18 protein-coding genes, 1 tRNA gene and 3 pseudogenes are annotated in these 22,411 nt (G+C 35.7%); 13 read left to right on the top strand and 9 right to left on the bottom strand.

Features of this window, described 5'->3' with window-relative positions; translation table 11 throughout:
* The first annotated feature begins 237 nt into the window (after positions 1-237).
* Together HWX04_RS06245 and ubiC are read left to right on the top strand one after the other, a co-directional pair.
* Entirely contained in the window at positions 238-489 is a 252-nt protein-coding gene (locus HWX04_RS06245; protein ID WP_012232083.1) for a GlsB/YeaQ/YmgE family stress response membrane protein, read from the top strand.
* Between the two features lie 1,050 nt (positions 490-1,539).
* Positions 1,540-2,049, top strand: coding sequence for a chorismate lyase (gene ubiC / locus HWX04_RS06240; protein ID WP_175869304.1), 510 nt, complete (start codon positions 1,540-1,542; stop codon positions 2,047-2,049).
* 681 nt (positions 2,050-2,730) lie between these two features.
* Here the strand turns inward: ubiC and HWX04_RS06235 are convergent.
* The gene (locus tag HWX04_RS06235) at positions 2,731-3,183 is read right to left on the bottom strand and encodes a GatB/YqeY domain-containing protein (RefSeq protein ID WP_175869303.1); all 453 of its coding nucleotides are present in this window, start codon (positions 3,181-3,183) and stop codon (positions 2,731-2,733) included.
* A 261-nt stretch (positions 3,184-3,444) separates the two neighbouring features.
* Between HWX04_RS06235 and carA the strand changes: the two genes are divergently transcribed.
* Positions 3,445-4,641 (top strand): glutamine-hydrolyzing carbamoyl-phosphate synthase small subunit, encoded by a 1,197-nt coding sequence (carA, locus tag HWX04_RS06230; RefSeq protein WP_175869302.1) that lies wholly within the window; start codon positions 3,445-3,447, stop codon positions 4,639-4,641.
* A 933-nt stretch (positions 4,642-5,574) separates the two neighbouring features.
* On the opposite strand, the gene HWX04_RS06225 is transcribed toward carA, so the two are convergent.
* The gene (locus HWX04_RS06225) at positions 5,575-6,795 is read right to left on the bottom strand and encodes an MFS transporter (protein ID WP_439330027.1); all 1,221 of its coding nucleotides are present in this window, start codon (positions 6,793-6,795) and stop codon (positions 5,575-5,577) included.
* Between the two features lie 619 nt (positions 6,796-7,414).
* Between HWX04_RS06225 and HWX04_RS06220 the strand changes: the two are divergent.
* Positions 7,415-8,250 (top strand): annotated as a pseudogene (locus HWX04_RS06220) (DUF1460 domain-containing protein).
* A gap of 577 nt (positions 8,251-8,827) precedes the next feature.
* Here HWX04_RS06220 and HWX04_RS06215 read toward each other — a convergent pair.
* A complete protein-coding gene (locus HWX04_RS06215) occupies positions 8,828-9,736 on the bottom strand; it encodes a cation diffusion facilitator family transporter (RefSeq protein ID WP_175869300.1) in 909 nt (302 codons plus the stop codon).
* A 743-nt stretch (positions 9,737-10,479) separates the two neighbouring features.
* On the opposite strand from HWX04_RS06215, the pseudogene HWX04_RS06210 reads away from it, so the two are divergent.
* Positions 10,480-11,295, top strand: a pseudogene (locus HWX04_RS06210) (TrmH family RNA methyltransferase).
* 271 nt (positions 11,296-11,566) lie between these two features.
* On the opposite strand, the gene mnmA reads toward HWX04_RS06210, so the two are convergent.
* Both mnmA and HWX04_RS08840 read right to left on the bottom strand, forming a co-directional pair.
* The gene (gene mnmA / locus HWX04_RS06205) at positions 11,567-12,790 is read right to left on the bottom strand and encodes a tRNA 2-thiouridine(34) synthase MnmA (protein ID WP_175869299.1); all 1,224 of its coding nucleotides are present in this window, start codon (positions 12,788-12,790) and stop codon (positions 11,567-11,569) included.
* A 253-nt stretch (positions 12,791-13,043) separates the two neighbouring features.
* Positions 13,044-13,172 (bottom strand): hypothetical protein, encoded by a 129-nt coding sequence (locus HWX04_RS08840; protein ID WP_281356850.1) that lies wholly within the window; start codon positions 13,170-13,172, stop codon positions 13,044-13,046.
* A gap of 45 nt (positions 13,173-13,217) precedes the next feature.
* On the opposite strand from HWX04_RS08840, the gene sciP reads away from it, so the two are divergent.
* Positions 13,218-13,493: a CtrA inhibitor SciP gene (gene sciP / locus HWX04_RS06200; RefSeq protein WP_120101864.1), complete on the top strand. Its 276-nt coding sequence runs from the start codon at positions 13,218-13,220 to the stop codon at positions 13,491-13,493.
* Between the two features lie 149 nt (positions 13,494-13,642).
* On the opposite strand, the gene HWX04_RS06195 is transcribed toward sciP, so the two are convergent.
* Positions 13,643-14,029 (bottom strand): flagellar export protein FliJ, encoded by a 387-nt coding sequence (locus HWX04_RS06195; RefSeq protein WP_175869298.1) that lies wholly within the window; start codon positions 14,027-14,029, stop codon positions 13,643-13,645.
* Between the two features lie 564 nt (positions 14,030-14,593).
* Here HWX04_RS06195 and ctrA point away from each other — a divergent pair.
* Positions 14,594-15,295, top strand: a complete 702-nt coding sequence (gene ctrA / locus HWX04_RS06190; protein WP_175869297.1) for a response regulator transcription factor CtrA — start codon at positions 14,594-14,596, stop codon at positions 15,293-15,295.
* 225 nt (positions 15,296-15,520) lie between these two features.
* Here ctrA and chpT read toward each other — a convergent pair whose 3' ends face one another.
* Positions 15,521-16,159: a histidine phosphotransferase ChpT gene (gene chpT / locus HWX04_RS06185; RefSeq protein ID WP_175869296.1), complete on the bottom strand. Its 639-nt coding sequence runs from the start codon at positions 16,157-16,159 to the stop codon at positions 15,521-15,523.
* A gap of 216 nt (positions 16,160-16,375) precedes the next feature.
* Between chpT and HWX04_RS06180 the strand changes: the two genes are divergently transcribed.
* Entirely contained in the window at positions 16,376-16,972 is a 597-nt protein-coding gene (locus HWX04_RS06180) for a DUF1134 domain-containing protein (protein ID WP_175869295.1), read from the top strand.
* 27 nt (positions 16,973-16,999) lie between these two features.
* A pseudogene (locus HWX04_RS08665) lies at positions 17,000-17,642 on the top strand (hypothetical protein).
* A 328-nt stretch (positions 17,643-17,970) separates the two neighbouring features.
* Here the strand turns inward: HWX04_RS08665 and HWX04_RS06165 are convergent.
* Complete coding sequence (locus tag HWX04_RS06165; RefSeq protein WP_175869292.1) at positions 17,971-19,089, bottom strand: DegT/DnrJ/EryC1/StrS family aminotransferase; 1,119 nt, start codon at positions 19,087-19,089, stop codon at positions 17,971-17,973.
* A gap of 50 nt (positions 19,090-19,139) precedes the next feature.
* Positions 19,140-20,096 carry a Gfo/Idh/MocA family protein gene (locus HWX04_RS06160; protein WP_175869291.1) on the bottom strand — a complete coding sequence of 319 codons (957 nt, stop codon included), beginning with the start codon at positions 20,094-20,096 and terminating at the stop codon, positions 19,140-19,142.
* A 160-nt stretch (positions 20,097-20,256) separates the two neighbouring features.
* On the opposite strand from HWX04_RS06160, the gene HWX04_RS06155 reads away from it, so the two are divergent.
* The 4 genes from HWX04_RS06155 to HWX04_RS06140 form a co-directional block, all read left to right on the top strand.
* A tRNA-Met gene (locus HWX04_RS06155) sits at positions 20,257-20,330 on the top strand.
* 668 nt (positions 20,331-20,998) lie between these two features.
* A complete protein-coding gene (locus HWX04_RS06150; protein WP_175869290.1) occupies positions 20,999-21,364 on the top strand; it encodes a hypothetical protein in 366 nt (121 codons plus the stop codon).
* Positions 21,365-21,410: 46 nt separating this feature from the next.
* Entirely contained in the window at positions 21,411-22,040 is a 630-nt protein-coding gene (locus tag HWX04_RS06145) for a hypothetical protein (RefSeq protein WP_175869289.1), read from the top strand.
* A gap of 37 nt (positions 22,041-22,077) precedes the next feature.
* On the top strand, positions 22,078-22,411 hold a 334-nt coding region (locus HWX04_RS06140; protein WP_175869288.1), incomplete at its 3' end, for a hypothetical protein.

Genomic DNA, 22,411 nt, shown 5'->3' with positions numbered 1-22,411 from the left:
ATTTTTTAACTGATATTATTTCAATTAAATAGTTTATTTATAAATTAAAATTTGTTATATATTTAAATTTATTAGATATTATACTGATATAAATATGAATATTATTTGAATATACAGAAAAGTAATAAGTAAAAATTCTGACAAAAATACCCTTTCCACTGGGTAAAAAGGGAATAAACCTTGATCTTTACAAAGTTTACTCTAGTTACAATTTCAATTCAGGCAAAGGAGAATATCATGGAAAATGCAAACATCGGTTGGATTGCAGCTATCATTATCGGCGGGATTGCAGGTTGGGCTGCACAGTATATTATGAAAAGCCAAACAGGAATATTGTTAAATATTATCTTAGGGATTATTGGCGCTGCCTTAGCGAGCTTCCTTTTTAGTCTTTTAGGCGTAAGTTTTGCTGGTTGGCTTGGTTATCTTATTTCAGGTTTTATAGGAGCCTGTATTCTTATATGGATAGGACGAAAAATTCGATCATAGAACATTTATTTATTAATCACCTTTTGGTATTCAATAAAACAACTGAAATATTTTGAAATATTTCTCCGTAACGCATTGATACCATTTTGGGGATGATGGTGAAGTGCTTAAGCTACGATTTCTAGCATACCCCATCATTCATCTAAACAAAAAACAGTAAAGACTTTTATAATGCACCCTTCTATATCTATATAAGCCTAGGCATATCAGGAGGGGTGTATGCATTATTTTAATGAAATACGAACTTATTTTTACACCGTGTTTTTGCTTCAAACGTGCAAATCCAGCTCATCTCACTGTCATAGCAATCTACAAGATTCCAAAAACCAATTATGATGATGAAAGATCCTACCCCGGAGTACTTAACGCCTATACACTTCATCAACAAGCCCATTTTGAATTAAAAAACCGAAGAGCTCTTTTGCATTGTTAAAAGATAAAGACAAGAAGGAAATGTAAAATAATAAAAAGTATTTTTATATTATACAAAATAAAAAAATAAACGCGATAAGGTTTATACCCCATTTTAAATTGATTCTTAACAATAAAAAATATATTAATAATATTTATTATAATTTAATATAAGATGATTTTATTATAATAAGTTAAGTACTATATAAATGAAATACTATAATCTATTTTAATTTTTTTAAAATATATTCCTATTTTAAACTATAACATAAGGGTTTTACTCCTCTTAAAATTTCCTCTTTATATCGTCTTCCATAGATGCATTCTTCATCGCTTTTTCATATGTATTACAAACCAATGTTAAAGCACGGACTATCCTACCCATTCTCCTCGTGCTATCAAGAAAATTCTATAATGCATTCTATGAAAGCACTCTCGATAAAGCATAAAGAGATTATTTTGCTCTTTTATGAAAATAACGCGATAACCTATTTTCCCCCTATCTTCTTTTAAAAATCTTTTCTTTCAATTTTTCCGTTAAAATCTTGCTGCCTTTATACGCCTGTATTACAATAAAACCATCTCTTGAGCGCACTCAACATAACATAGGGAATAGGATTTTAGATGTGGAGTAAAACGATGTCTTATCTTGAAGATTCCATCTTACCACCTCTGAAGTGGCTCTTTGATCAAAATCCTCCCGTACCAGAAAACATTCGCGACTGGCTTATGGAATCGGGCTCGATGACGCTTCGATTAAAAAAATATTGTACCAACTTCCAAGTTCAATTACGACGCGAATGTTTTATTCCGCAAGATAAATTACAAGAAGAAGCAGCACATCTGCCCAAAAGTGCGCGTTATTGGCTACGCGAAGTCATATTGATGGGCGACAATAAACCCTGGCTCCTTGGACGCACTGTCATCCCACAAGAAACCCTTCACCACAATCAAGCCTTGATGCATTTAGGAACTATCCCCTTAGGACACTATTTATTTAACAGTGACAAACTAACCCGCGATTACATTCATATTGGCCAACAAGGCGCGCTATGGGCACGCCGTTCCCGCTTACGGCTAACGGGAAGGCCACTGTTGCTCACTGAACTGTTTTTAATCGATTCACCACTGTACCAACACTATAACTAGCGGATATTCATTTTATTCTGCTTAATGTAGAGATTTTCATAGCTTGAAGGCGTTGCTGAGAAAATAATTTTAAAAATCATCTCAAAACAAATTACAAACAAAGACTTCTTTTCGAAGGATCTCTTTATCTCATCTTTAAAAATAGTCACCCAAAAAAAGCATTTTAGAGTTCTGGATTCCTTATCACAATTATGAAAACCAGCGCTTGAATTAAGCAGATACGCACCATATTGATAAGATCATCTGGATTTAAACCTCTTGCCAAATAATTATCCCTCTTGGAAGATAACGGCAACTCTTTAATCAAATAAGCGCTTTTAACCATCAAAAAAGACGACAATACACGCTTATAACAAAGTTTGAAATTAAGATGAGTTAGCTTTTTTATCATCCTATTTTTTTATCTTTAACAGTGAAGATAATAAATCTTTTTAAAAGTAAAAAATTATAATCTTTTTGTTCTTTATTAATGTAACAGACTTTGAAGAACAGCAAAATATGAGACAGAAAAAGCATTTTATTGCTCCATGAGCCCCAAAAAATAAGTTTGTTCACTTCAAAGGAGTATTTTTTTGATAAGAGCTTTATGTATAAGATAAATACGATTGACCGACATCCTACTGACGGACAAAGGCCTTGCACAATAAGAAATATTTTCCAATTCCTTTGAATCGATAAGATCTATTGCAATTTTTTACGAAGACTATTGCACACTTTAGAAAAATTCATTTGCCCCGCATACCGTTCCTTGAGCCACGCCATTACCTTACCGATATCACGTAATTTTTCAGCTTTCGTTTGTTCCAAAGCTTCACAAATAACCTGCTCTACTTCTATCTCCTTAAGCTGATAGGGAAGAAATTCACGAATAACTTCTATTTCTGCTTGTTCTTTCTCTGCTAACTCCAAGCAACCAGACTCTTTATACACACGCATTAACGCCTCACGCTGTTGAAGCATTTTAATGAAAACAGACTGTATCTGCTGATCATCTACTTCTAGCTTCCCTTCATCATAATAAAGAATATCACGATCCCTAACCGCAGCATTCATTAAACGAAGTGTCGCAAGAAGCGCACTATCTTGCGCTTTCAAAGCAGCCTTAAGAGCCCCATCAATCTGATCACGCAACATAAATATATCCAATTTTGTTCCAGCGGAAAACGCTTTTTAACTAATCTTTATCCATCTTTCAATGGAGAATAAAAAAAATAATTGAGAACTTGATCTATGACAAAGATAAAAACAAGACTTTACCTCTTCATGGAATGTCCTTATACTCTCTATTTTAAGCAAAACATGACTAGAATAACAGACACAGCGTCTGTTAGAGGTATGATCTTTGTGTAAAGTTGATCATTATACTTTTCAGAAAATAAATTGTGGATACACACTATGATACAAACAATTTCATCGAGCAGTCCTTGGAGTATCAGCAAACCTACAGCCCTCTTAGTCCTAGCTGATGGAACCGTCATTGAAGGCAAAGGTGCAGGTGCAACAGGTATTGCTGAAGCTGAAGTATGTTTTAATACCGCTATCACAGGCTATGAAGAAATCCTTACAGACCCATCATACACACAACAAATCGTTAATTTTACATTTCCTCATATAGGAAATGTAGGGGCAAATAGTGAAGATATTGAAGCTCTTACGCCCCTCAACAATCACGGTGCTGTTGGCGCTATTTTCAAGGCAGATATTACACATCCTTCAAATTATCGTGCCAATGAAAATCTTCATCAATGGCTTAAAGCCCATAAAATTATTGCGCTTTGTGGTATTGATACACGTGCACTCACAATTCTTATTCGTGAAAAGGGCGCGCAAAATGCTGTCATTGCGCATGATCCTGATGGAAATTTTGATATTCCTTCTTTAAAAAAACGTGCGCAAAAATGGCACGGCCTCCTTAATCTTGATCTTACGAAAGAAGTGACATCTCAATCATCAATGCAATGGGATGAAGAATCATGGAGTTGGAATAAAGGATATGGCACAAACAATGTACACAATCTTCATATCGTTGCCATTGACTATGGTATTAAACGCAATATTCTCCGCCTTATGGCAACACAAAAAGCACGTATTACTGTTGTCCCCGCCCACACAACGGCAAAAGAAATTCTGGCAATGAATCCTGATGGTGTTTTTCTTTCTAATGGACCAGGAGATCCCGCGGCAACAGCTCAATATGCCATTCCAACAATCAACGCATTGATTGATCATAATTTACCAATTTTTGGAATATGTCTTGGTCATCAACTTCTCGCCCTTACGGTTGGCGCAAAAACCGTAAAAATGCACCAAGGACATCATGGGGCAAATCACCCTGTTAAAGACCTTAACAGCGGAAAAGTTGAGATTGTATCGATGAATCACGGTTTTGCTGTAGATGCAACCTCTTTACCAAAACATGTTCAAGAAACACATATTTCTCTCTTTGATGGTTCTAACTGTGGAATTCGAATCATTGGAAAACCAGTTTTTTCTGTTCAATATCATCCAGAAGCTTCCCCTGGACCACAAGATAGTCACTACCTCTTTCAGCATTTTTCTGATCTCATTATGAATTATAAAAAAATATCTTAAGACAAAATGCCTCACCTTCTAGCTTCTTTTTTTCGAATAATATCGTTTTCATGTCGCATAACGATATTATTACCGACAGATTATAGAATAAGTAGTATTATTTATTATCTTGCAACTTAAATGAGAGAGCTGAATAGCGTAAAATTTTTTCACTCTCCTCCTATTCTTTCTCATGCCTTTCCTTTTAGGATTATATCCATCAAAATCACGGGCTTACACGCCCCAAACAAAGTAGAATGATGGTGCTGAATCTTTTTGTAAATAAAAAGATGCGTGTATTATGAATCTGATACCATTTATAGCACTGTTTGCTTCTATTCTTCATCGACACGATCACGAAATGAGTAGCAAACCCATTAAAACGATCCCCTCAAAACAAGAGCCAGATTCACAATAAAGTTCTAAACATTCTACTCTTCAGAAGCATCATTCCTACTAAAGAATGAAACAAACAAAAGTGTGAGACAAGGCAATAAATCTCTACTCTTAAAAAAATATTAGCGTAGATAATAGTTTTGAAAACGGTAAAGCCGAATGAAAAAGGTTGTTCAACTTTATAATTTTATATTCTTCTCAAATAAGCTTTTCTTTCAATTCCAGAAATGCTACAAATAAATAGAGGTAATATTTTACTTCCAATTTGGGTATAAAAAATTTGAAATTGTTCATACAACACCGATGCATCTAACACTGATGCATTTTTCTCAGCAGACTGCCCCATGAACACTGAACGGTGATAAGCAAAAAACACAGGCTTTATGATGCACAACTATATTACAAAACAAAAAAGTTATTTGTAATGAATGAGAAAGGTAGGCCGGTATTTTATACAATACTTTGCAAAACAAACATCACAAAAAAATTTTATGCCTATCAAATATAATTTTTAGGGCATTCTCTAGCAAAATATACTTACCATCTCTCTTCAACAAATTAACGTACCCGCAAAGTAAAAATGACCGTTGCAACGACAAGAAGCAAAAAACCTCCAACAAAAGGAGCTCCAGAAAAATAAAACAGTGCATTTTTATCTGTAAAACATTCAAAGAGAAACACATAAAAAACAGAACCAAATATTAAACTCAATGAAACAACAGATGTCATGGCTCCTTGTAATTCTCCTTGTACATTTATCGGCACCTGCGCTGAAGCAATAGCACGGATAGGTGCATGAACAAGATATTCAAGCATTGTACACGCACAAACCATATAAACCATCCACCCCTTTGTTGCGAATGTATAGCCTAGCATCGCAACCGATGCAAATAAAAGCCCCACTATCGTCATACGCCAATCGCTCCATCGTTTGGAAAAATAAGGTAAAATAATAGCGACAACAATAAATTGGCCTATCCCAAAAACACTATAGGATAGCCCAATAGAAAATGAACTCCACTCATAGCGCTCTTTTGCAATGAATGCCCAAATGCTTAGCCATAAAGATTCCGCAAACCAATAAAGAAAAAAGACCAACAATACCCAAAGAACCATCGGATATTGCTTCAGTTGCCAAAAAGCGCCTAAAGGATTTGCCCGTTTAATATCAAAAAAGCGCCTATTCCACAAAGAAAGAGTTTCAGGAAGCATAATCCAAGCAAAAATAAAATTAATGAGTGAAAAAACAGCAGAAAAATAAAAGGGAATACGCGGACCAAACTGACCTAAAAAACCACCAATAAACGACCCTAAAATAAACCCTAAAGCGGATGCAACACCCAATAGACCAAAATTGCGTGTACGGGTTTTTTCATCCGATATATCCGCAAGATAAGCTGTACAAGTTGCAAAACTAGCACCACTTATTCCTGACAAAAGACGCCCGATAAATAACATAGAATAGCTCCATGCTATAGCACATATCAGATTATCAAGAGCAAAGCAGATAATAGAGACAAGCAAAATAGGACGACGACCATAACAATCAGAAAGATTGCCAATAACAGGAGCAAACAAAAACTGCATCACTGAATAAGCTGCAAGTAATTTTCCTCTTTCTACAAAAGATGTACTAACATCTTTTCCAGTTAACTGAGAAAAATATTCCGGCAAAACAGGACAAATAATTGCAATGCCAAGAATATCTAACAATAAAGTGATGAACACTAAAATGAGCCCACGTCGAACAAATTTCGGATTGAGCATGTGATCTTGCATAACATACATACTATTTTACACTCAGTTACTCATTTTACACGCACCGTTACACCCCCGCTTTCTTTTACTCTCTTCTTTTTTAAGTACTCTATACCGTATAAATTTCAAATACAAAATAATAACAAAGTAAAAATTTAAAAAAGAGTCAAGATAAAAATATAAAATTATGTTTTACTTGATATATAATTATTAAAGTATAAAAATTATTTTTTTACATTAAACGAATAAATATTCATGAAAATAAATATGAATAAGGCCTCAGAGAATATAGAACATTCCAACAATTTTAGAGAGATTATGATTGATTTTATCAAACATTATTGTCCCTTTTCATACCACACCTTTCAAAAATCTCAATACTATTTGATCTATCAGATATCCTATCATAATTGAAATCTTTTAAAAAATAAGCTCTTTCACTTCCTTTAGAATATACGATAAGATTAAAGAAGCATCGTCAGAATAGCTTAGCACTGTAAAAACTGATCATATTTATTGAGTCCATCAATGATTATATGCTACGATTAAATCCAATAACGATTTAACGAATAAGTATGAAGACACCCCTCTTTTAATGAGAGTTGTCTGTAAACTGTTAAATTCAAAAATGGTGTATAAAATGCGAAAAATATCCCAATTAATTCTCACTTTAATGTTTGTGACAGGATGTGGTATTCAAAATTCTGTTTCACAAGAGGGTGTTTTAGAAAATAAAATAGAAACCCAATAAACAACCAGTGTAGAGCTAGATCCCTACACTTTAAATAAATTAAATGTTCTTCTCAAAAAACGTTCAGAAATAAATGATCACGAAAAAGGAGCCCTGATTGATTTTTTTCTAAGGCCTTTTTAGGGACACCTTACAAAGCAAATATGTTACATGGCTCAGAAAAGACACCAGAAAAACTCATCATTGATTTTAGAGGCTTAGATTGTTTCACTTATCTAGATTATGTTGAAGCATTGCGAAAATCAACATCCCTGAAAGAATTCATCAATAATGTTATAAGAACGCATTACATTAAGGGTAATGTTCATTTTTTAAATCGAAAACACTTTTTTACAGGCTGAGCTCATAGAGTATATAAACTGGCCACTGATATTACCGCTGAAATAAGTCCTCATGCAGTCAGCATAGAAAAATATCTCAATAAAAAAGCTGATGATGGAAACTATCTTCCTGGACTTCCGGTTGTAAAACGCACAGTAACGTATATTCCAAGTAACTTTATTAATGAAGAGGTTATAAGTCGTTTAAAATCAGGTGATTTCATTGGCATTTATACAAAACTTGCTAGATTGGATGTGACACATGTGGAGTTCTTTATCATGACAGATAAAGGGCCAATGTTACGAAATGCCTCTTCACGCAAAGCAAACGAAAAAGTCGTCGATTCCCCTTTTATGGATTATGTTGCAAAAACACCAGGAATCATTGTTTTAAGGGCTCTTTAATAACATCCTAGCGATATGAAAATAACTTCTCTATTCTTAATAGAGATACTGACGTTATCCAGATAAACCTCTAACTTCGTACAAGCTACATGGATAAAATCCTATTTGTTTATCGTTTTTAGAGCAAAATAAAGTCAGATATGTTATGATTGTTGTCTCACAAAGTATTTTATATAAAATTTATAATTAAACCTTATATCCCCTTGCCTTAAAAAACAAGAAATCTATTCCCAACGGTCCCGTAAACAGTCCATGCTCTTAAACAAATTTCAGTGGCGAACCATTTCATGATGATTCACTTAAGCTCCACCAGCAAACCTTACTGCTGAATATTTATGCTGCATATTCTAAAAGCATGTAATAGATCAAATTTTATAGGCCTTATCTCACCACACCTTAAATGACAGTGTACGACAACATAATAAATCTTGCCTTAGATTCCCAGTTTAACCTTCCACTTTGATTGTCGCCAAAATAAAATCAACGAAAGAATATCATTATATTTTCAAGAGATATGAACTGCCACACCGTAAAAAATTAATATTCGTAACATGACGGACAATTTGAAAAAATCTTTTTATATAAAGGGTATCATCGTTGTACCGGGAGGCAATTTTGCCTCATCTTCAGGCTCGACATGAATAGAAATACGCACATTATCAAATTCTTTTTGAAGAACACCTTCAATTTTATCACAAATTCTATGGGCTTCTCCGACCTGCATAACAGCTGGCACAACCAAATGAAATTCTATAAAAGTAACCCTCCCAGCAACACGCGTGCGTAAATCATGGACCTCAAGTGCGCCATCTGCATTCGCAGAAATAAGCTCTCGAATGCGCATGGTTTCATTCAATTCAACACCAACATCCATTAATCCTTGAACAGCATTCCTAATCACCTTCCACCCCTGTAAGAGAATATTAACAGCAACGATAATCGCTAAAATAGGATCTAAGACGCCCCATCCCCCAACAAAGCCAGCAATCAGACCAATTAAAATTGCAAGCGAAGTAAAAACATCCGTTATAAAATGCACACCATCAGCTTTAACAGCCGGTGAGCGATGGTGTTTTCCCTGCCAAATAAGAATCATTCCCCACATGCAATTTATAACAGTTGCAACAAGATGAATAACAAGCCATATTCCAGGTTTCTGCAATAATTTAACAGTGGAAAGCGCTATCCATGCTTCTCTTAAAATCACGATTGCCGCAATAATAATGAGAACCCCTTCAAGAATCGCAGAAAAATATTCCACTTTGTGATGCCCAAAAGGATGATCATGATCTTCTGGCTTCATACTTACTTTAACTGCCCACCATGCCGCCAATGACGCAAGGATATTGACAATTGATTCCAACACATCAGAATAAAGTGCAACCGACCCTGTGATGTGATATGCCCAATATTTCAAAGCAAAAACAATACACGCAATAAAAATAGAGTATAAAGTTAAGCTTTGTATATTGATTTTCACATTCATGAACCCCGTCCTTTTCTTCACACAACAAGGAATAATATTTTCAACCCTATAATGATATTTTTGGCATATCACCAATATTTTCTCAATATTACAGAAACTTCAACATACACTAAACACCTCAACTTATCATTGTTATAGCAAAAAACTGCCCAGTTACACGGACATCAGCAATAAAATGAAGAGAGCAAAACATAAACAACCAGCTTTCCCCAAGAGCAATCAAACACATTCCCTTCATGAATCGTTTTCTGAATCACTTAAAGCCATCTCACGTTTTATGAATGAAAAACTTGCTTTTGCTCAAATGGTTCATGATCATGCATTATTTTTACATCTTATGATGTGCATGATGACCTCATCTATAAGCATCTTTGTCCTTAGAAAAAAAGACTGATCCCTCTCCTGTATCCTTATAGCTTAAGGAAATTTTAAAATATGATTGCCAAAAAACTTAGAAGAAGAATTACGCCCCAAAAAAGAATCTGGGCATTGGGGACCCAGATTCTTTTCCCTTATAATTAAGGGCATACAGGACTTGGGAAATAGCGGGGACCCAAGACACTGTACCCGATACGAAAAAATTTATTATCCCGCATCAGTGTTTTTACTTTACACTCATTAGTATAGGTTGTCAACAAAAATTCTACCATTAGTTTTAAAATAATATTTTTTATCTCTCTTTATAAAAATAAAGCGAATTTTCATATCTGGAAATTGAAAGAAAAAAGCATTAAAAATCTTGCATACATTTGAATATCACAACCATCGACGAAACAAATGACCCACGTCTGAAAGACTATCATAATATCCGTGAAAAAGATCTCGTTGGACGATAACAGCAATTTATTGCTGAAGGGGAAATAACATTGTCCGCACTATTACATTCGAAAGAATCTTCTGCTCTTTCGCTGCTTATCTTAGCAAAACGCCTCCCTGAACTTCTACCGCTTTTAGAAAAAACACAGCCTCTATGTCCCATTTATTGCATTCCACAAAAAGTCATGGATGATATCACCGGTTTCCATGTTCATCGTGGTGTTCTAGATATCGGTAAACGCAAAACGCTTCCATCATTACAAAGTTTTTTACAAAATCTTCCAGAACAAGCTTTGATTCTGGTTTTATGTGGTATCTCGAATCACGATAATATGGGATCAATTTTTCGTAATGCGGCAGCCTTTGCCAGTCACGGTATTATTGTTGACAAAACCTCATGCGATCCACTTTATCATAAATCAATCAGAGTCTCTGCCAGCGCTGCTCTAAAAGTGCCCTATACGCAAAACGCTGATATAAATGACATTATAGCGGCTCTAAACGATGAAAACTTTCATCTTTATGCACTCTCCCCCTCTGGCTCACACACACTCAAGCAAGCAAACAAAACCAAAAGAATGGCACTTATTTTGGGAACAGAAGGTGATGGCTTACCACATCATATCCTACAACAATCAAAAGCCCTACAGATTCCTATGACTGAAGGCTTTGACAGCCTCAATGTCACAGCCTCAGGAATTGCTCTTGCCCATTTTAGCAACTTTGACCATGAAAGACAATAAATTTTAAATTGTAACAAATATCCAATGATGTGTGTTCTTTTTCAGCCCTAAAAGTTTTTATCCCCTAACATTTGAAAGCATTCATAAAAGATATTTTTACATTTCTTTTATCAGTTTTTTCCACCATAATCCTACTTGTAATGTACCAAAGACATGATTTTGATGGATGCAATCATAAAACAAATTTGTAATGAAAAAATCTTACACAAGTCTCTCATTCAGGTTGAAGGATAAAAATGATCATATCATGATAAATCAATTCACTATCTTTTTATGAAGCTGTTGTTTTAAATTCAGAGGAAGCAGAATCTTTTGTTTCAAAATTGCATAAAACACGCTTCAACCTCATTTCAATGTCAGCTGCACGCTCTGAATACGTTACAAATCCTCCCCCAAGAATACGCGCCTCATGATCATTTCCATCATAAAGAACGCACGCTTGCCCTGGTGCCACACCATTTTCACATTCCAACAGATCCACGGAAAAAACACCGTCTTTATAATGCAAGCGCGCCAGATGAGGAGGACGCGTTGAACGCACCTTTACAGCTACCTCAATACCTTGAGAAGGAAAATTATCTAATGACTCATCACCAAGCCAATTCACATCACGTAAAAAAAGCTTATGCGTTTCTAACATTTCACGCGGACCAACAATAACACGTGCATTTTCCACATCGAGATAAACCACATAAAGGGCTTCCCCCGTGGACACCCCAATACCACGACGTTGACCAACAGTATAATTAACAATTCCTGAATGTTTTCCTAAAATCTTTCCATCGATATGGACAATAAAGCCAGGATTAGCGGCTTCTGGACGCAGTTTTGCAATAACATCTGAATATTTTCCTTGTGGAACAAAACAAATATCCTGACTATCATGCTTATTGGCCACCACAAAGCCCATTTCTGCAGCTATTTCACGAACGCGCGCTTTTGGAAGATCGCCAAGTGGAAAACGCAAATAATCAATCTGTTCTTGTGTCGTTGCAAAGAGAAAATAACTCTGATCACGATCATTATCGAGAGGACGAAAGAGTGCTCGATGTGCCCCATGAGAACGCGAACGAATATAATGTCCCGTTGCTAAAGCATCTGCCCCCAATTCACGTGCTGTTGCGAGTAAATCAGCAAACTTAACTGTCTGATTGCACGCAATACATGGAACTGGAGTCTCTCCATGAGCATAACTTTCTGCAAAAGGATCAATAACAGCTTCGCGAAAGCGTTTCTCATAATCAAGAACATAATGCGGTATTCCCAACGTTTCTGCAACACGGCGCGCATCTTCAATATCTTGTCCCGCACAACACGCCCCTACCCGATGCGTTGCAGCTCCATGATCATAAAGCTGCAGTGTAATGCCAATGACATTGTACCCTTCCCTTTTCAAAAGACCTGCAACAACCGATGAATCAACCCCCCCTGACATTGCAACAACAATGCGAGAATCCTTAGGTTGTCCTGGTAAATCAAGACTGTTCAAAAACATGTATTCATTCTCTATTTAGTGCTCTATTAATGGATACCCATATGTTAACATTTTGATGCGCGCTTCTTCACCACTTTTATGCTCTTGCCACTTTTATACTATTAATATATCATTAATTGCCTTTATATTGTCTTTTTATCCTTTTCACAACCATAGCATCACTTTCTTAAAAGCAGCTGTAAATAAAAAAGAGTGATAGAAATAAGGCACAACGGGAATCATTTGGGAAAACTTTTTTCTCTTTATTTCCAATCTAGCAAAATAAAATCTGGTAAAATATTGCAAGAGGCGCTTCTACCCAGTTTGCTTGAACCTCTTTTTCACGCTCAACCACTTTATTAATTTTTTCTTTCAGCGTGTTTAGCTCTTTTTTAAATTTCATGCTCTATAAACGAATCAAGTCCTTGACTAATGGTAGAGGATACGAATGACCAATTTGATAAAAACACAAATGAAATATGTTATTGGACCAGATGGAAGTCCACTTACAATTGCCGACCTACCGCCACAAACAACACGGCGCTGGGTGATTCGTCGCAAAGCTGAAGTTGTTGCGGCTGTCAGAGGTGGATTGTTAAGTCTTGACGAAGCCTGTCAACGTTATACTTTAACTGTAGAAGAATTTCTTTCATGGCAAAGTTTAATCGATGAACACGGCTTAGCGGGATTACGAACGACCAAGATACAACACTACAGGCATTAAGTTGCCATTGATCATGATTTGATAACATAAAACAGTTTATAAAAACAGCTAAACTTGATAAAAGTTTGGCTGTTTTTATGTTATTTTCAATCAGATAAATCGGAAAGAATTGATTTTTTAATAATTGTTTGGATCACCCATTCATTGAATTAGCCAACCATTGAATTAGATTGAATCAAAATATCCACATCATCCGCAGCAGCCTTCTTTTCTCGTGCTTCCAAAAACTGTGCATGTTGCAACTCTGTATGAGCTTCATGAAGAGCAATTTCAGCATTTGTTTTTTGAAGCTGTAAATCACGAATGGAATTGAGCAGATTATCGCGTCTTTGCCGTGCAGCACGCGCAAAAGCAGAATAAGTAAAATGGTGAACATCATTATTTCCAGATTTACGTTCTTCATGAGAAATCTGTGTTTCCAGTTCTAACACCATTCGTTCAAATTCTGCAATCATCATCTCAAGCTGTGCAATTTCACGGCGCTTTCCACGCACTTGAAACATCCTCAACCGCACCATATTTTCCCGTGGCTTCATACTCACTACTCCTTGATTGTGCCAACTCAAAACGCGCATCCATACTCAATTCATATCGTTTTAGTTATATATCTAGCCGAAAAAACAGTCCATTAATGAGACTATAATTTCGTCCTTCCTTAAAGCATTTGCAAACACAACCTTCTTTAAAGAGCCATAACTATTTTTTTACCTATCCCTCTCACTATAAAATGAAGAGGTTTAAAGCTCCGTAACTAAACACTAAAATTGTAAAGAAGTAATTTATAAGGCTTTTTTTTTTACACTATTTTTTTTAGATTAAAGTTTATAGGAAAAGCCCTTCATTTTTTATTATGTTAAAAAATACACGATTTTTTTTAAATAATTTTATAGCCTCTTTTAAAAATAAAAATATTTTGTTAACCACTATCATGGATAGTGGGGAATTTAGTAGTGATTGTTACGCGTACTACTGAAATATTCATAAACGCTTATTATTAAGTGTTTGATTTCATGATTTTTTATCAACAGTGGTTTTACCAACTGTTTATAAAATAGAAATGCTCCTTGTGATTCGTAAAGGAGCGAAGTGAGGGATCTAAAATGCGCGTATTATTAATTGAAGATGATAGGGCGGTTACTCAAAGCATTGAGTTGATGCTAAAGTCAGCCAATTTTAATGTTTATATCACTGATCTAGGTGAAGAAGGTATCGATTTAGGAAAACTCTATGATTATGATATCATTTTGCTTGATCTAAATTTGCCCGATATGTCAGGGTACGATGTTTTACGAACACTAAGGTTGGCAAAAATAAAAACGCCTGTCCTTATCCTTTCCGGTATGAATGCCATTGAGGACAAGGTTCGTGGTTTTGGCTCTGGGGCAGATGACTATATGACAAAACCTTTTCATAAGGATGAGCTTATTGCCCGTATTCATGCAGTTGTTCGTCGTTCTAAAGGACATGCACAATCAGTTATTGTGACCGGTGATCTCACTGTTAACCTTGACGCAAAAACGGTCGAAGTTGCAGGACGTCCTGTTCACTTAACCGGTAAAGAGTACCAAATGCTAGAGCTTCTCTCTTTGCGCAAAGGCACAACACTTACCAAAGAAATGTTTCTCAATCATCTCTATGGTGGAATGGATGAGCCAGAACTAAAAATTATCGATGTTTTTATTTGTAAATTACGGAAAAAATTGGAAGCAGTCTCTTCTAATGTAAATTACATTGATACCGTTTGGGGACGTGGTTATGTATTGCGTGATCCAATTGAAGAGAACGTACGAAAAACCGCTTAAGCAGTGAAAATACACATTGTAAAATCTCGGGATATAGCGGGCCGAGATTTTTCTCTGTCACAAATTCTGTCACAAATAAAAAAACTCGCACATAAAAATTTTTATATAGAAAGCGCTTAAAGCTTACAAAGTAACCACATCTTATTCAACAAATATAATCTTATCGCTCGTAAATTTGATCGAAGTTTCTCTTTCCCCAACATAACTTAAGCGCTTCTCTCTTATTTAAATATTTTTCACACTTTCTAAAACAATACAACGATCCTTTTCATCAATATTTATTTTCATCTCTGTCATATGAGCAAGTAACATTGTGTAATAAAATTGGATGACATGTGCATCAATCGGCTCTTCTTTAACTTCTCCATGATAGAACGCAAGAAAATGTGGAGGAATACGGAGCGTTTGACCAAAAATCTCAAAACGAAAAGAACGTTTATTTCCCTCTTGCACAATCATAACAACAATTTCACCGCCACGCGAAGCTGTTGCATTTGCAATCAATAACAAATTAAGCAAAAGTTTAACTTCATCTTTTTGTAATAAAAGAGAGGAAGCTTGCCATTTTAAGGTTGCTTTTTCTTGCCGCATATATTGTTGAGCAACCTGCTCTGCGGCACGTGTATCTATTTGTCCTCCACTTGCACCAGAAAAACCAAAAGCCAATCGCGCAAATTGTAGACGTGCAGAAGCACTCGCAACGGATAAACGCACCAATTGAAAAGCCTCTTCTTCAGCGCCTCCGTCATCATAAAGCTCCATTGCATTTTGAATAGCCCCCACAGGTGAAATCAAATCATGGCAAATACGACTACAAAGCAAAGCAGCAAGATCCATAGGCTTTAAAGAAATAGCGAAGGTCATAACGATTGAAAACTCCTAAATTCAAAAAAACAAACTTTATTTTAAAGCAAAACTCTTAACATCTGATGCATAAGAGAAAACATTAACAATCATGCTAAAAAATTTTCAGAAATAAATTCAAGAATTTAAATAACCTTACATCTTATTTTTTATTTGAATAGAATGAAAATTCTAATATTATCTTTTTGTTTATCACTCATAAAAGGAGGAAACTCTATGGCTCTCTCTCTGCTAAGATACGGGTACAAAAATATTATATCTTTAATCTTCCTTTTATTCGTCACCATAAACATTTCAAATGCTCAACTCAAACCAATACAGCAAAATGAACCCCATTATTCACTTCAAGAAATTATTGATTCTGGTCATATTTTTTTTGGAAAAACAGCTAGTGGTCTGGCGATCGCAATTCAAAATATTTTTTCAAAATATGGTTATCCGAATGCCTATATTTTAGGAGAAGAAGCTTCCGGGGCCTTTTTTGCTGGATTAACCTATGGCGAAGGAAAAGTTTTTACCAAAAGTTATGGTCAGCAGAAAGTTTTTTGGCAAGGTCCCTCAGTAGGATGGGATTTTGGCGGACAAGGTTCCCGCCTCATGATCTTGGTTTACAATCTTAAAAGCATAAATAATTTATGGGGACGCTATGGTGGTATTTCAGGTTCAGCCTATTTAATTGCAGGTGTTGGTTTTCATGTGCTCAAATACCATGATACCTTGTTAATCCCAATACGGACAGGAATTGGTGCACGCCTTGGTATCAACATAGGGTATTTAAAATTAACACCTAGAGCGACATGGAATCCGTTTTAAACGTATTCTTATTTGAAAAGAGGTATTATGCTTATTCAATCGTTTCTTTTTTTCATTCTTGGGGTTGCCTCCACTTCTTGGTTGCTGGTGCTTTTATCTCCTCTTATTTGGCGTAAAGCCGTTCATTTTGCGCATAAAGATGTTTGCGCACAAATTCCATTATCACTCACGGAAATACAAGCAAACCACGATTTTATCCGTGCACAACATGCTGTAGAATTAGTAAAAAACCAACAAAAATACGAATCTTTGCAAAAAAAATATGCCCAACAGAAAATACACCTGAGCCAAATAACAGAACAACTTTATCAGCTATACCTCCCCGCACAAAACACTTCTCCCAAAGAAACGATCACAATCAAACCAAATATTGTCAAAGCAAACACCTTCAAAGGAAAGCAAAATGATGCGTGAAAAAATCGCACACTATCAGCAACGTTTACAAAAAATCCAAACTCATGGGCTTGATACGACAGCTAACCATCAACTGCTGGAAGAACTCCGTGAAGAAACAAAAGACCTTGCAGCAACATTAGCGGCTCACATAGCGCTACAAGAGGGAAATACATCACCCATCAACACATTGATTCAAAAATCCAAAAGCAAAAATGACCTAGCATCACGTATTCGCGAAAAAATAACGTGTCTCTCTCAAAGTCCCATTAAGTAAGTTATCTCTTAAAACACCTTAAATGAAGAGTAAAATCAACAAAGGTTCACGATAAACTTTCACAACCCAAATAATTTTTACTAAACGTGACTTTCTTGTTCAGTTAAGGAAAAAAGTTTCTTACCCTACACCGATTTTTAAAAATCCATCTTCTCATTAAGTGATTCCAAATGCTTGTCATATCACCGCCCTAAAGGACAGCATTTCATAAATCCTAGAGGCAAATAATACTTTAAAATATTAATCACTCATTCTAACAAAAAAATACCTCCTAAGATGGCGCACCCATAAAGCATTGACAACAAGATTTAAAGATAACAGCACGCTCTCAAGAGTGATAAAAATCTCTTATTTTTTGGATAATCATATCCTGATCCGTTTGCGCCAAATAAGGATGCATTGGTAAACTTAACACACTCTCTCCTAAAGACTCTGAAACAGACAGAGAATCTTTTACATAAGGAAAGTGTTTATAAGCTGGCTGTTGATGTAAAGGAGTTTTATAATAAATCATTGTAGGGATAGAATTTTTTTGTAAAAAATCCTTTAATTTATCACGCTCTTTTACCTTAATCGTATATTGTGCATAAGCAGAACGAATATTTTCTCCTATCTCTGGAACTGTCACAATATCTCTTAAACCATTAGAATAGCGTTGAGCAATTTCTACACGCTTTTCCATTTCATCTTCAAAAATCACAAACTTTTCGAGTAAAATTGCAGCCTGAATACTATCAAGACGCGAATTCATACCAATCCGTACATTATCATATTGTGTTTCACCTTTACCATGAAACAAAATAGAGCGTAAAGTTTCTGCCAAATAATCATCATTAGTCATCATAGCGCCTCCATCGCCATAACACCCTAATGGTTTTGCAGGATAAAAACTTGTGGCAGCCACGTCACCGAAAGCACCACACATAGTATTCCCGCTTCTTCCACCCATAGATTGAGCAGCATCCTCAATTAAAAAAAGATTTTCCTTTGCAGCCACTTGAGCAATTTGCACATAGTCAGCCGAAAGCCCAAATAAATCAACGGCAATAATAGCCTTTGGCTTTAGCCGTCCCTCTTTTTTAATCATTTCGATAGCATGGGAGAGTTTTTCAACATCCATATTGAATGTATCAGGTAAAACATCAACAAAAACAGGCTCAGCCCCGACCAAAGCAACCACTTCAGCCGTTGCCGAAAACGTAAAGCTAGGACAAAACACCGCATCCCCTAGACCAATATTTTTAGCCATAAGAGGCATCTTCAAAGCATCTGTTCCATTAGCACATGCAATGACATGTTTAACGCCAAGATACTCAGCCAATTTTTCTTCAAACTCTATTACTTTTGGCCCCAAAATATATTTACCACTAGCGACCACATGCGCAATTGCAGAATTAATTTTATCTTCAATACGCGCACGCTGCGCCCCAAGGTCGATGAATTGCATATTAACTCCATTGATCATCACAAGAATGCAAAAGCGCTACCTAATCTCTTTTATCTATCATAATTGACACCAGCGGCTGTTAAAATCCGTAAAACTGCAATAGCATCATCACCATTTGTGCGAGGCAATTGACGCGTTTTAATACAATAAAGAAAATGCCGTAATTCGCAAGTAAGTGGAAAATCCTCACAAACATTAATGTAATTCAGCTCATCCATGCTAAAAGCCCACTCTTTATTCTCTTTCCAAACGGCAAAATGGTGCATTGCCAATTTACGGCTCCACGGTTCTATATCATCAAAAACGAGCATAGCCTTTGTCCCGACAACAGTTAAACGCCTCTCACGATAAGGACTCAAGCGTGAAGCAAAAAGATGACTACGTATACCATTTGGAAAAGTCATATGAACATGAGAAAAATCAGAAATCTGATCAACGATATCAGCCCCCTCACCGCGAATTTCGGAGGGTTCACATCCTGTCAACGCCAAAATCATTGAAAGATCATGAGGGGCAAGATCCCATAAAGCATCACTGTGTGTATGAAATTTTCCAAAGCCTAATCGATGAGAATAAATATATCGCACATCCCCCACTTCTCCGTTTTTCACCAATTCACACATTTTTTCAAAAGCCGGATGAAAACGTAAAATATGGCCCACCATAAAAACCCGCTCATAATCCTCAGCCGCCTGAACTTGACGTTTAGCATCAGCAACATTCAAGGCGATTGGTTTTTCCACCAAAATATCTTTACCATTTTTAACAGCACGCAACACATTTTGTGTATGAAATTGTGGTGGCAGCGCTAACACTAGCGCATCAATATTTTGATGAGCGAAAAGATCATCTGGTGTAACAACCTCTACATCATACATCGCAGCAAAACTGGCAGCACGATCAGTATCAATATCAGAAACAGCTGCTAAAGCCCCAAGAGAGTGGAGTGTCCGTATATGGTTTTTACCCCAATAACCGCATCCTAAAACCGCTACACGTGGCATCATTTTTATGCTTTACCTTACTTTATCTATAAAATTATACTTCTAAATATCGATGATAAAATAGAATGATAAGAAAAAAGCTTAAAAACGATGCTTGACATCTCACTATTCTACCCCTTATATCCGCAGAAGATATAATTATTTGCAATTATAATTTCGGTTTGGCGGAGTAGCTCAGTAGGTTAGAGCAGAGGAATCATAATCCTTGTGTCGGGGGTTCAAATCCCTCCTCCGCTACCGTTCTCTTTTCAAAGTAATTATAGTTTGTCAACAAGTTTTATATCTTTAACATTAATATTTTATATTAATTTTGTTCAAAAGATGCACGAAGATTTTAAAAAAACCTCAAAGTCTTCTCTCATTTTTGCTAACAAAAACTCATTTGATACTATAGTATACTTAATAAAAAACGTAGATTAAGAACAATTAATCATCACACATTCCACTTTAAAAACATCTTTTACTACTAAATATAAAATATAAAGTCAAACAACAAACAAAAAAATTATTCATTATTGACTCTAAAACTATAGAAGCTTTGACATTTTTAGAAAATATACAACTTTAAAAACACTTATCTTTTATAGTATATTTTCTTATACATGGTATTTATTTAATCATAGACCGATAAATATTGGCATCAATAAAAATATCATAAATACAATTATTAGCACTTTATAATATTAACAATAAAACGAAAAATTAAATTTTAAATATAATGAAAAATACATTATAAATTAAATTTAAACATTGCGTATTTAAATATAACTTCAACTTTAATTTTGATAGAGAATGCAACATAAATTATCAAAGCTATGAATTAACAAAAAGCAATATATATTTTTTTTTCTTCTTTTGAAGAGTGCGGGGAAATGAATATTGGGGACTTTAAAAGGAGAGTATTCGTGTATAAAAAATCCCTTCTGTCATCTATAGCGACATCAGCTATTATGCTTTTTAATATTCAATTGAGTGCACATGCTAAGCCTCTGAAAGTTTTTGATGGAAAAACAGTAACACTACATGGAAATACCTATAATGCACTTCATGCAAAAAACGGCAGTAAAATCATCGGTAAGCATTTAACAGTAACATACTCAAAGGATACATACGCTATAATAGCCGAAGGCTCTAACACTGCAATTGAATTGATGGATGGCACAACAATAAAAGGAACAGCTTCTGACATTTTATTTGGTCTTGAAGCGAAAGATGGTGCGACACTGAAAATAATCGGGGGGGACCGTTACAGCTTCTGGCATAGGCGCTAACTTCTCGAACAGCAAGAGTGATAAAAACGAGCTAAGAAATGTGAAAATGTCAAGCAGTAAAAATAAAAAAACTCTTATTACAGGAATAGGTACTGACAAAGAAAGTAAAGTCACTTTAGAAAATGTAACCGTTACACAAGCAAAACACGGCATACTTGCATATAATCAATCTCAAATAATGATCTCTGGAGGGTCATTTGAGGGAAAAGACGTAGAGATATACGCTGAAAACGGCAGCAAAATTACTTTGATCAACAGTAAAGAAAGCACTCCCCAAATTACGTCATCATCAAATGGCAAAGGATTCTATACAAATGGTTTACATTATACCATCACAATGAGGGGGAGGAAAGTATCCAGCGAAACAGCATTACTTGCAGAAAACAGTGGACACATTAAGGTCACGGATGTTTCTCTAACAACAAATGGCCATGGGGTCGGTGCAGCAGCCGGTATCTCTGATAGTATGATTGAATTGTATGGAAATACAACGGTTAAAAATACTCAAGTTGGGATTATGGCAATTAAGGGTGGCAAAATTAAAATGGTTGGAGGAACCATTACGGCTTCTACAACTGGCGTTGGCTTTGTGAATAGTAAAAACGATGAAAATAAGCTGGGAAATGTAACAATATCGACCGGTAAAGAGAAAAATTCAGGCAAAGGGATACTTTAAAAAAAAGAAAGTAGGCTTACATTTAAAAAATGTAAAAGTGACTCAAACAGGCAACAGTATAATTGCAAATAATCATTCTAAGATAACAATCTCTGGAGGATCATTTGATTCAAGCTATGCAACAATATGTGCTCAAAATGGCAGCAGCATCATCTTAACCGATAATACTCAAATTACATCCCATGATGAAGGAGGCCTCTATGCAGAAGGTGCAGGATCCAAGATCACAATGACAACAGGAAACGTGACAGGAAAATCTACAGCCTTAGAAGCAGACAGAGGTGAGCATATTACGGTCACAAATGTTACTCTAAAAGCAACCAACGATGGCAGCGGCGTAGCTGCTGGTGCAGCTACCTCTGGCTCTAACA

The sequence above is a fragment of the Bartonella gabonensis genome (assembly GCF_903679515.1).
Classification (GTDB): domain Bacteria; phylum Pseudomonadota; class Alphaproteobacteria; order Rhizobiales; family Rhizobiaceae; genus Bartonella; species Bartonella gabonensis.
This window is presented reverse-complemented; position numbering and strand designations above follow the sequence as displayed.

What these genes read in the sequence shown, in the direction of transcription:
- carA (WP_175869302.1), top strand. Translation starts at nt 3,445, where the DNA reads ATGATACAAACAATTTCATCGAGCAGTCCTTGGAGTATCAGCAAACCT.
- chpT (WP_175869296.1), bottom strand. Translation starts at nt 16,159, where the DNA reads ATGACCTTCGCTATTTCTTTAAAGCCTATGGATCTTGCTGCTTTGCTT.
- sciP (WP_120101864.1), top strand. Translation starts at nt 13,218, where the DNA reads ATGACCAATTTGATAAAAACACAAATGAAATATGTTATTGGACCAGAT.
- HWX04_RS08840 (WP_281356850.1), bottom strand. Translation starts at nt 13,172, where the DNA reads ATGAAATTTAAAAAAGAGCTAAACACGCTGAAAGAAAAAATTAATAAA.
- HWX04_RS06225 (WP_439330027.1), bottom strand. Translation starts at nt 6,795, where the DNA reads ATGCAAGATCACATGCTCAATCCGAAATTTGTTCGACGTGGGCTCATT.
- ctrA (WP_175869297.1), top strand. Translation starts at nt 14,594, where the DNA reads ATGCGCGTATTATTAATTGAAGATGATAGGGCGGTTACTCAAAGCATT.
- HWX04_RS06215 (WP_175869300.1), bottom strand. Translation starts at nt 9,736, where the DNA reads ATGAATGTGAAAATCAATATACAAAGCTTAACTTTATACTCTATTTTT.
- ubiC (WP_175869304.1), top strand. Translation starts at nt 1,540, where the DNA reads ATGTCTTATCTTGAAGATTCCATCTTACCACCTCTGAAGTGGCTCTTT.
- HWX04_RS06195 (WP_175869298.1), bottom strand. Translation starts at nt 14,029, where the DNA reads ATGAAGCCACGGGAAAATATGGTGCGGTTGAGGATGTTTCAAGTGCGT.
- HWX04_RS06145 (WP_175869289.1), top strand. Translation starts at nt 21,411, where the DNA reads ATGTCAAGCAGTAAAAATAAAAAAACTCTTATTACAGGAATAGGTACT.
- HWX04_RS06245 (WP_012232083.1), top strand. Translation starts at nt 238, where the DNA reads ATGGAAAATGCAAACATCGGTTGGATTGCAGCTATCATTATCGGCGGG.
- mnmA (WP_175869299.1), bottom strand. Translation starts at nt 12,790, where the DNA reads ATGTTTTTGAACAGTCTTGATTTACCAGGACAACCTAAGGATTCTCGC.
- HWX04_RS06160 (WP_175869291.1), bottom strand. Translation starts at nt 20,096, where the DNA reads ATGATGCCACGTGTAGCGGTTTTAGGATGCGGTTATTGGGGTAAAAAC.
- HWX04_RS06180 (WP_175869295.1), top strand. Translation starts at nt 16,376, where the DNA reads ATGGCTCTCTCTCTGCTAAGATACGGGTACAAAAATATTATATCTTTA.
- HWX04_RS06165 (WP_175869292.1), bottom strand. Translation starts at nt 19,089, where the DNA reads ATGCAATTCATCGACCTTGGGGCGCAGCGTGCGCGTATTGAAGATAAA.
- HWX04_RS06235 (WP_175869303.1), bottom strand. Translation starts at nt 3,183, where the DNA reads ATGTTGCGTGATCAGATTGATGGGGCTCTTAAGGCTGCTTTGAAAGCG.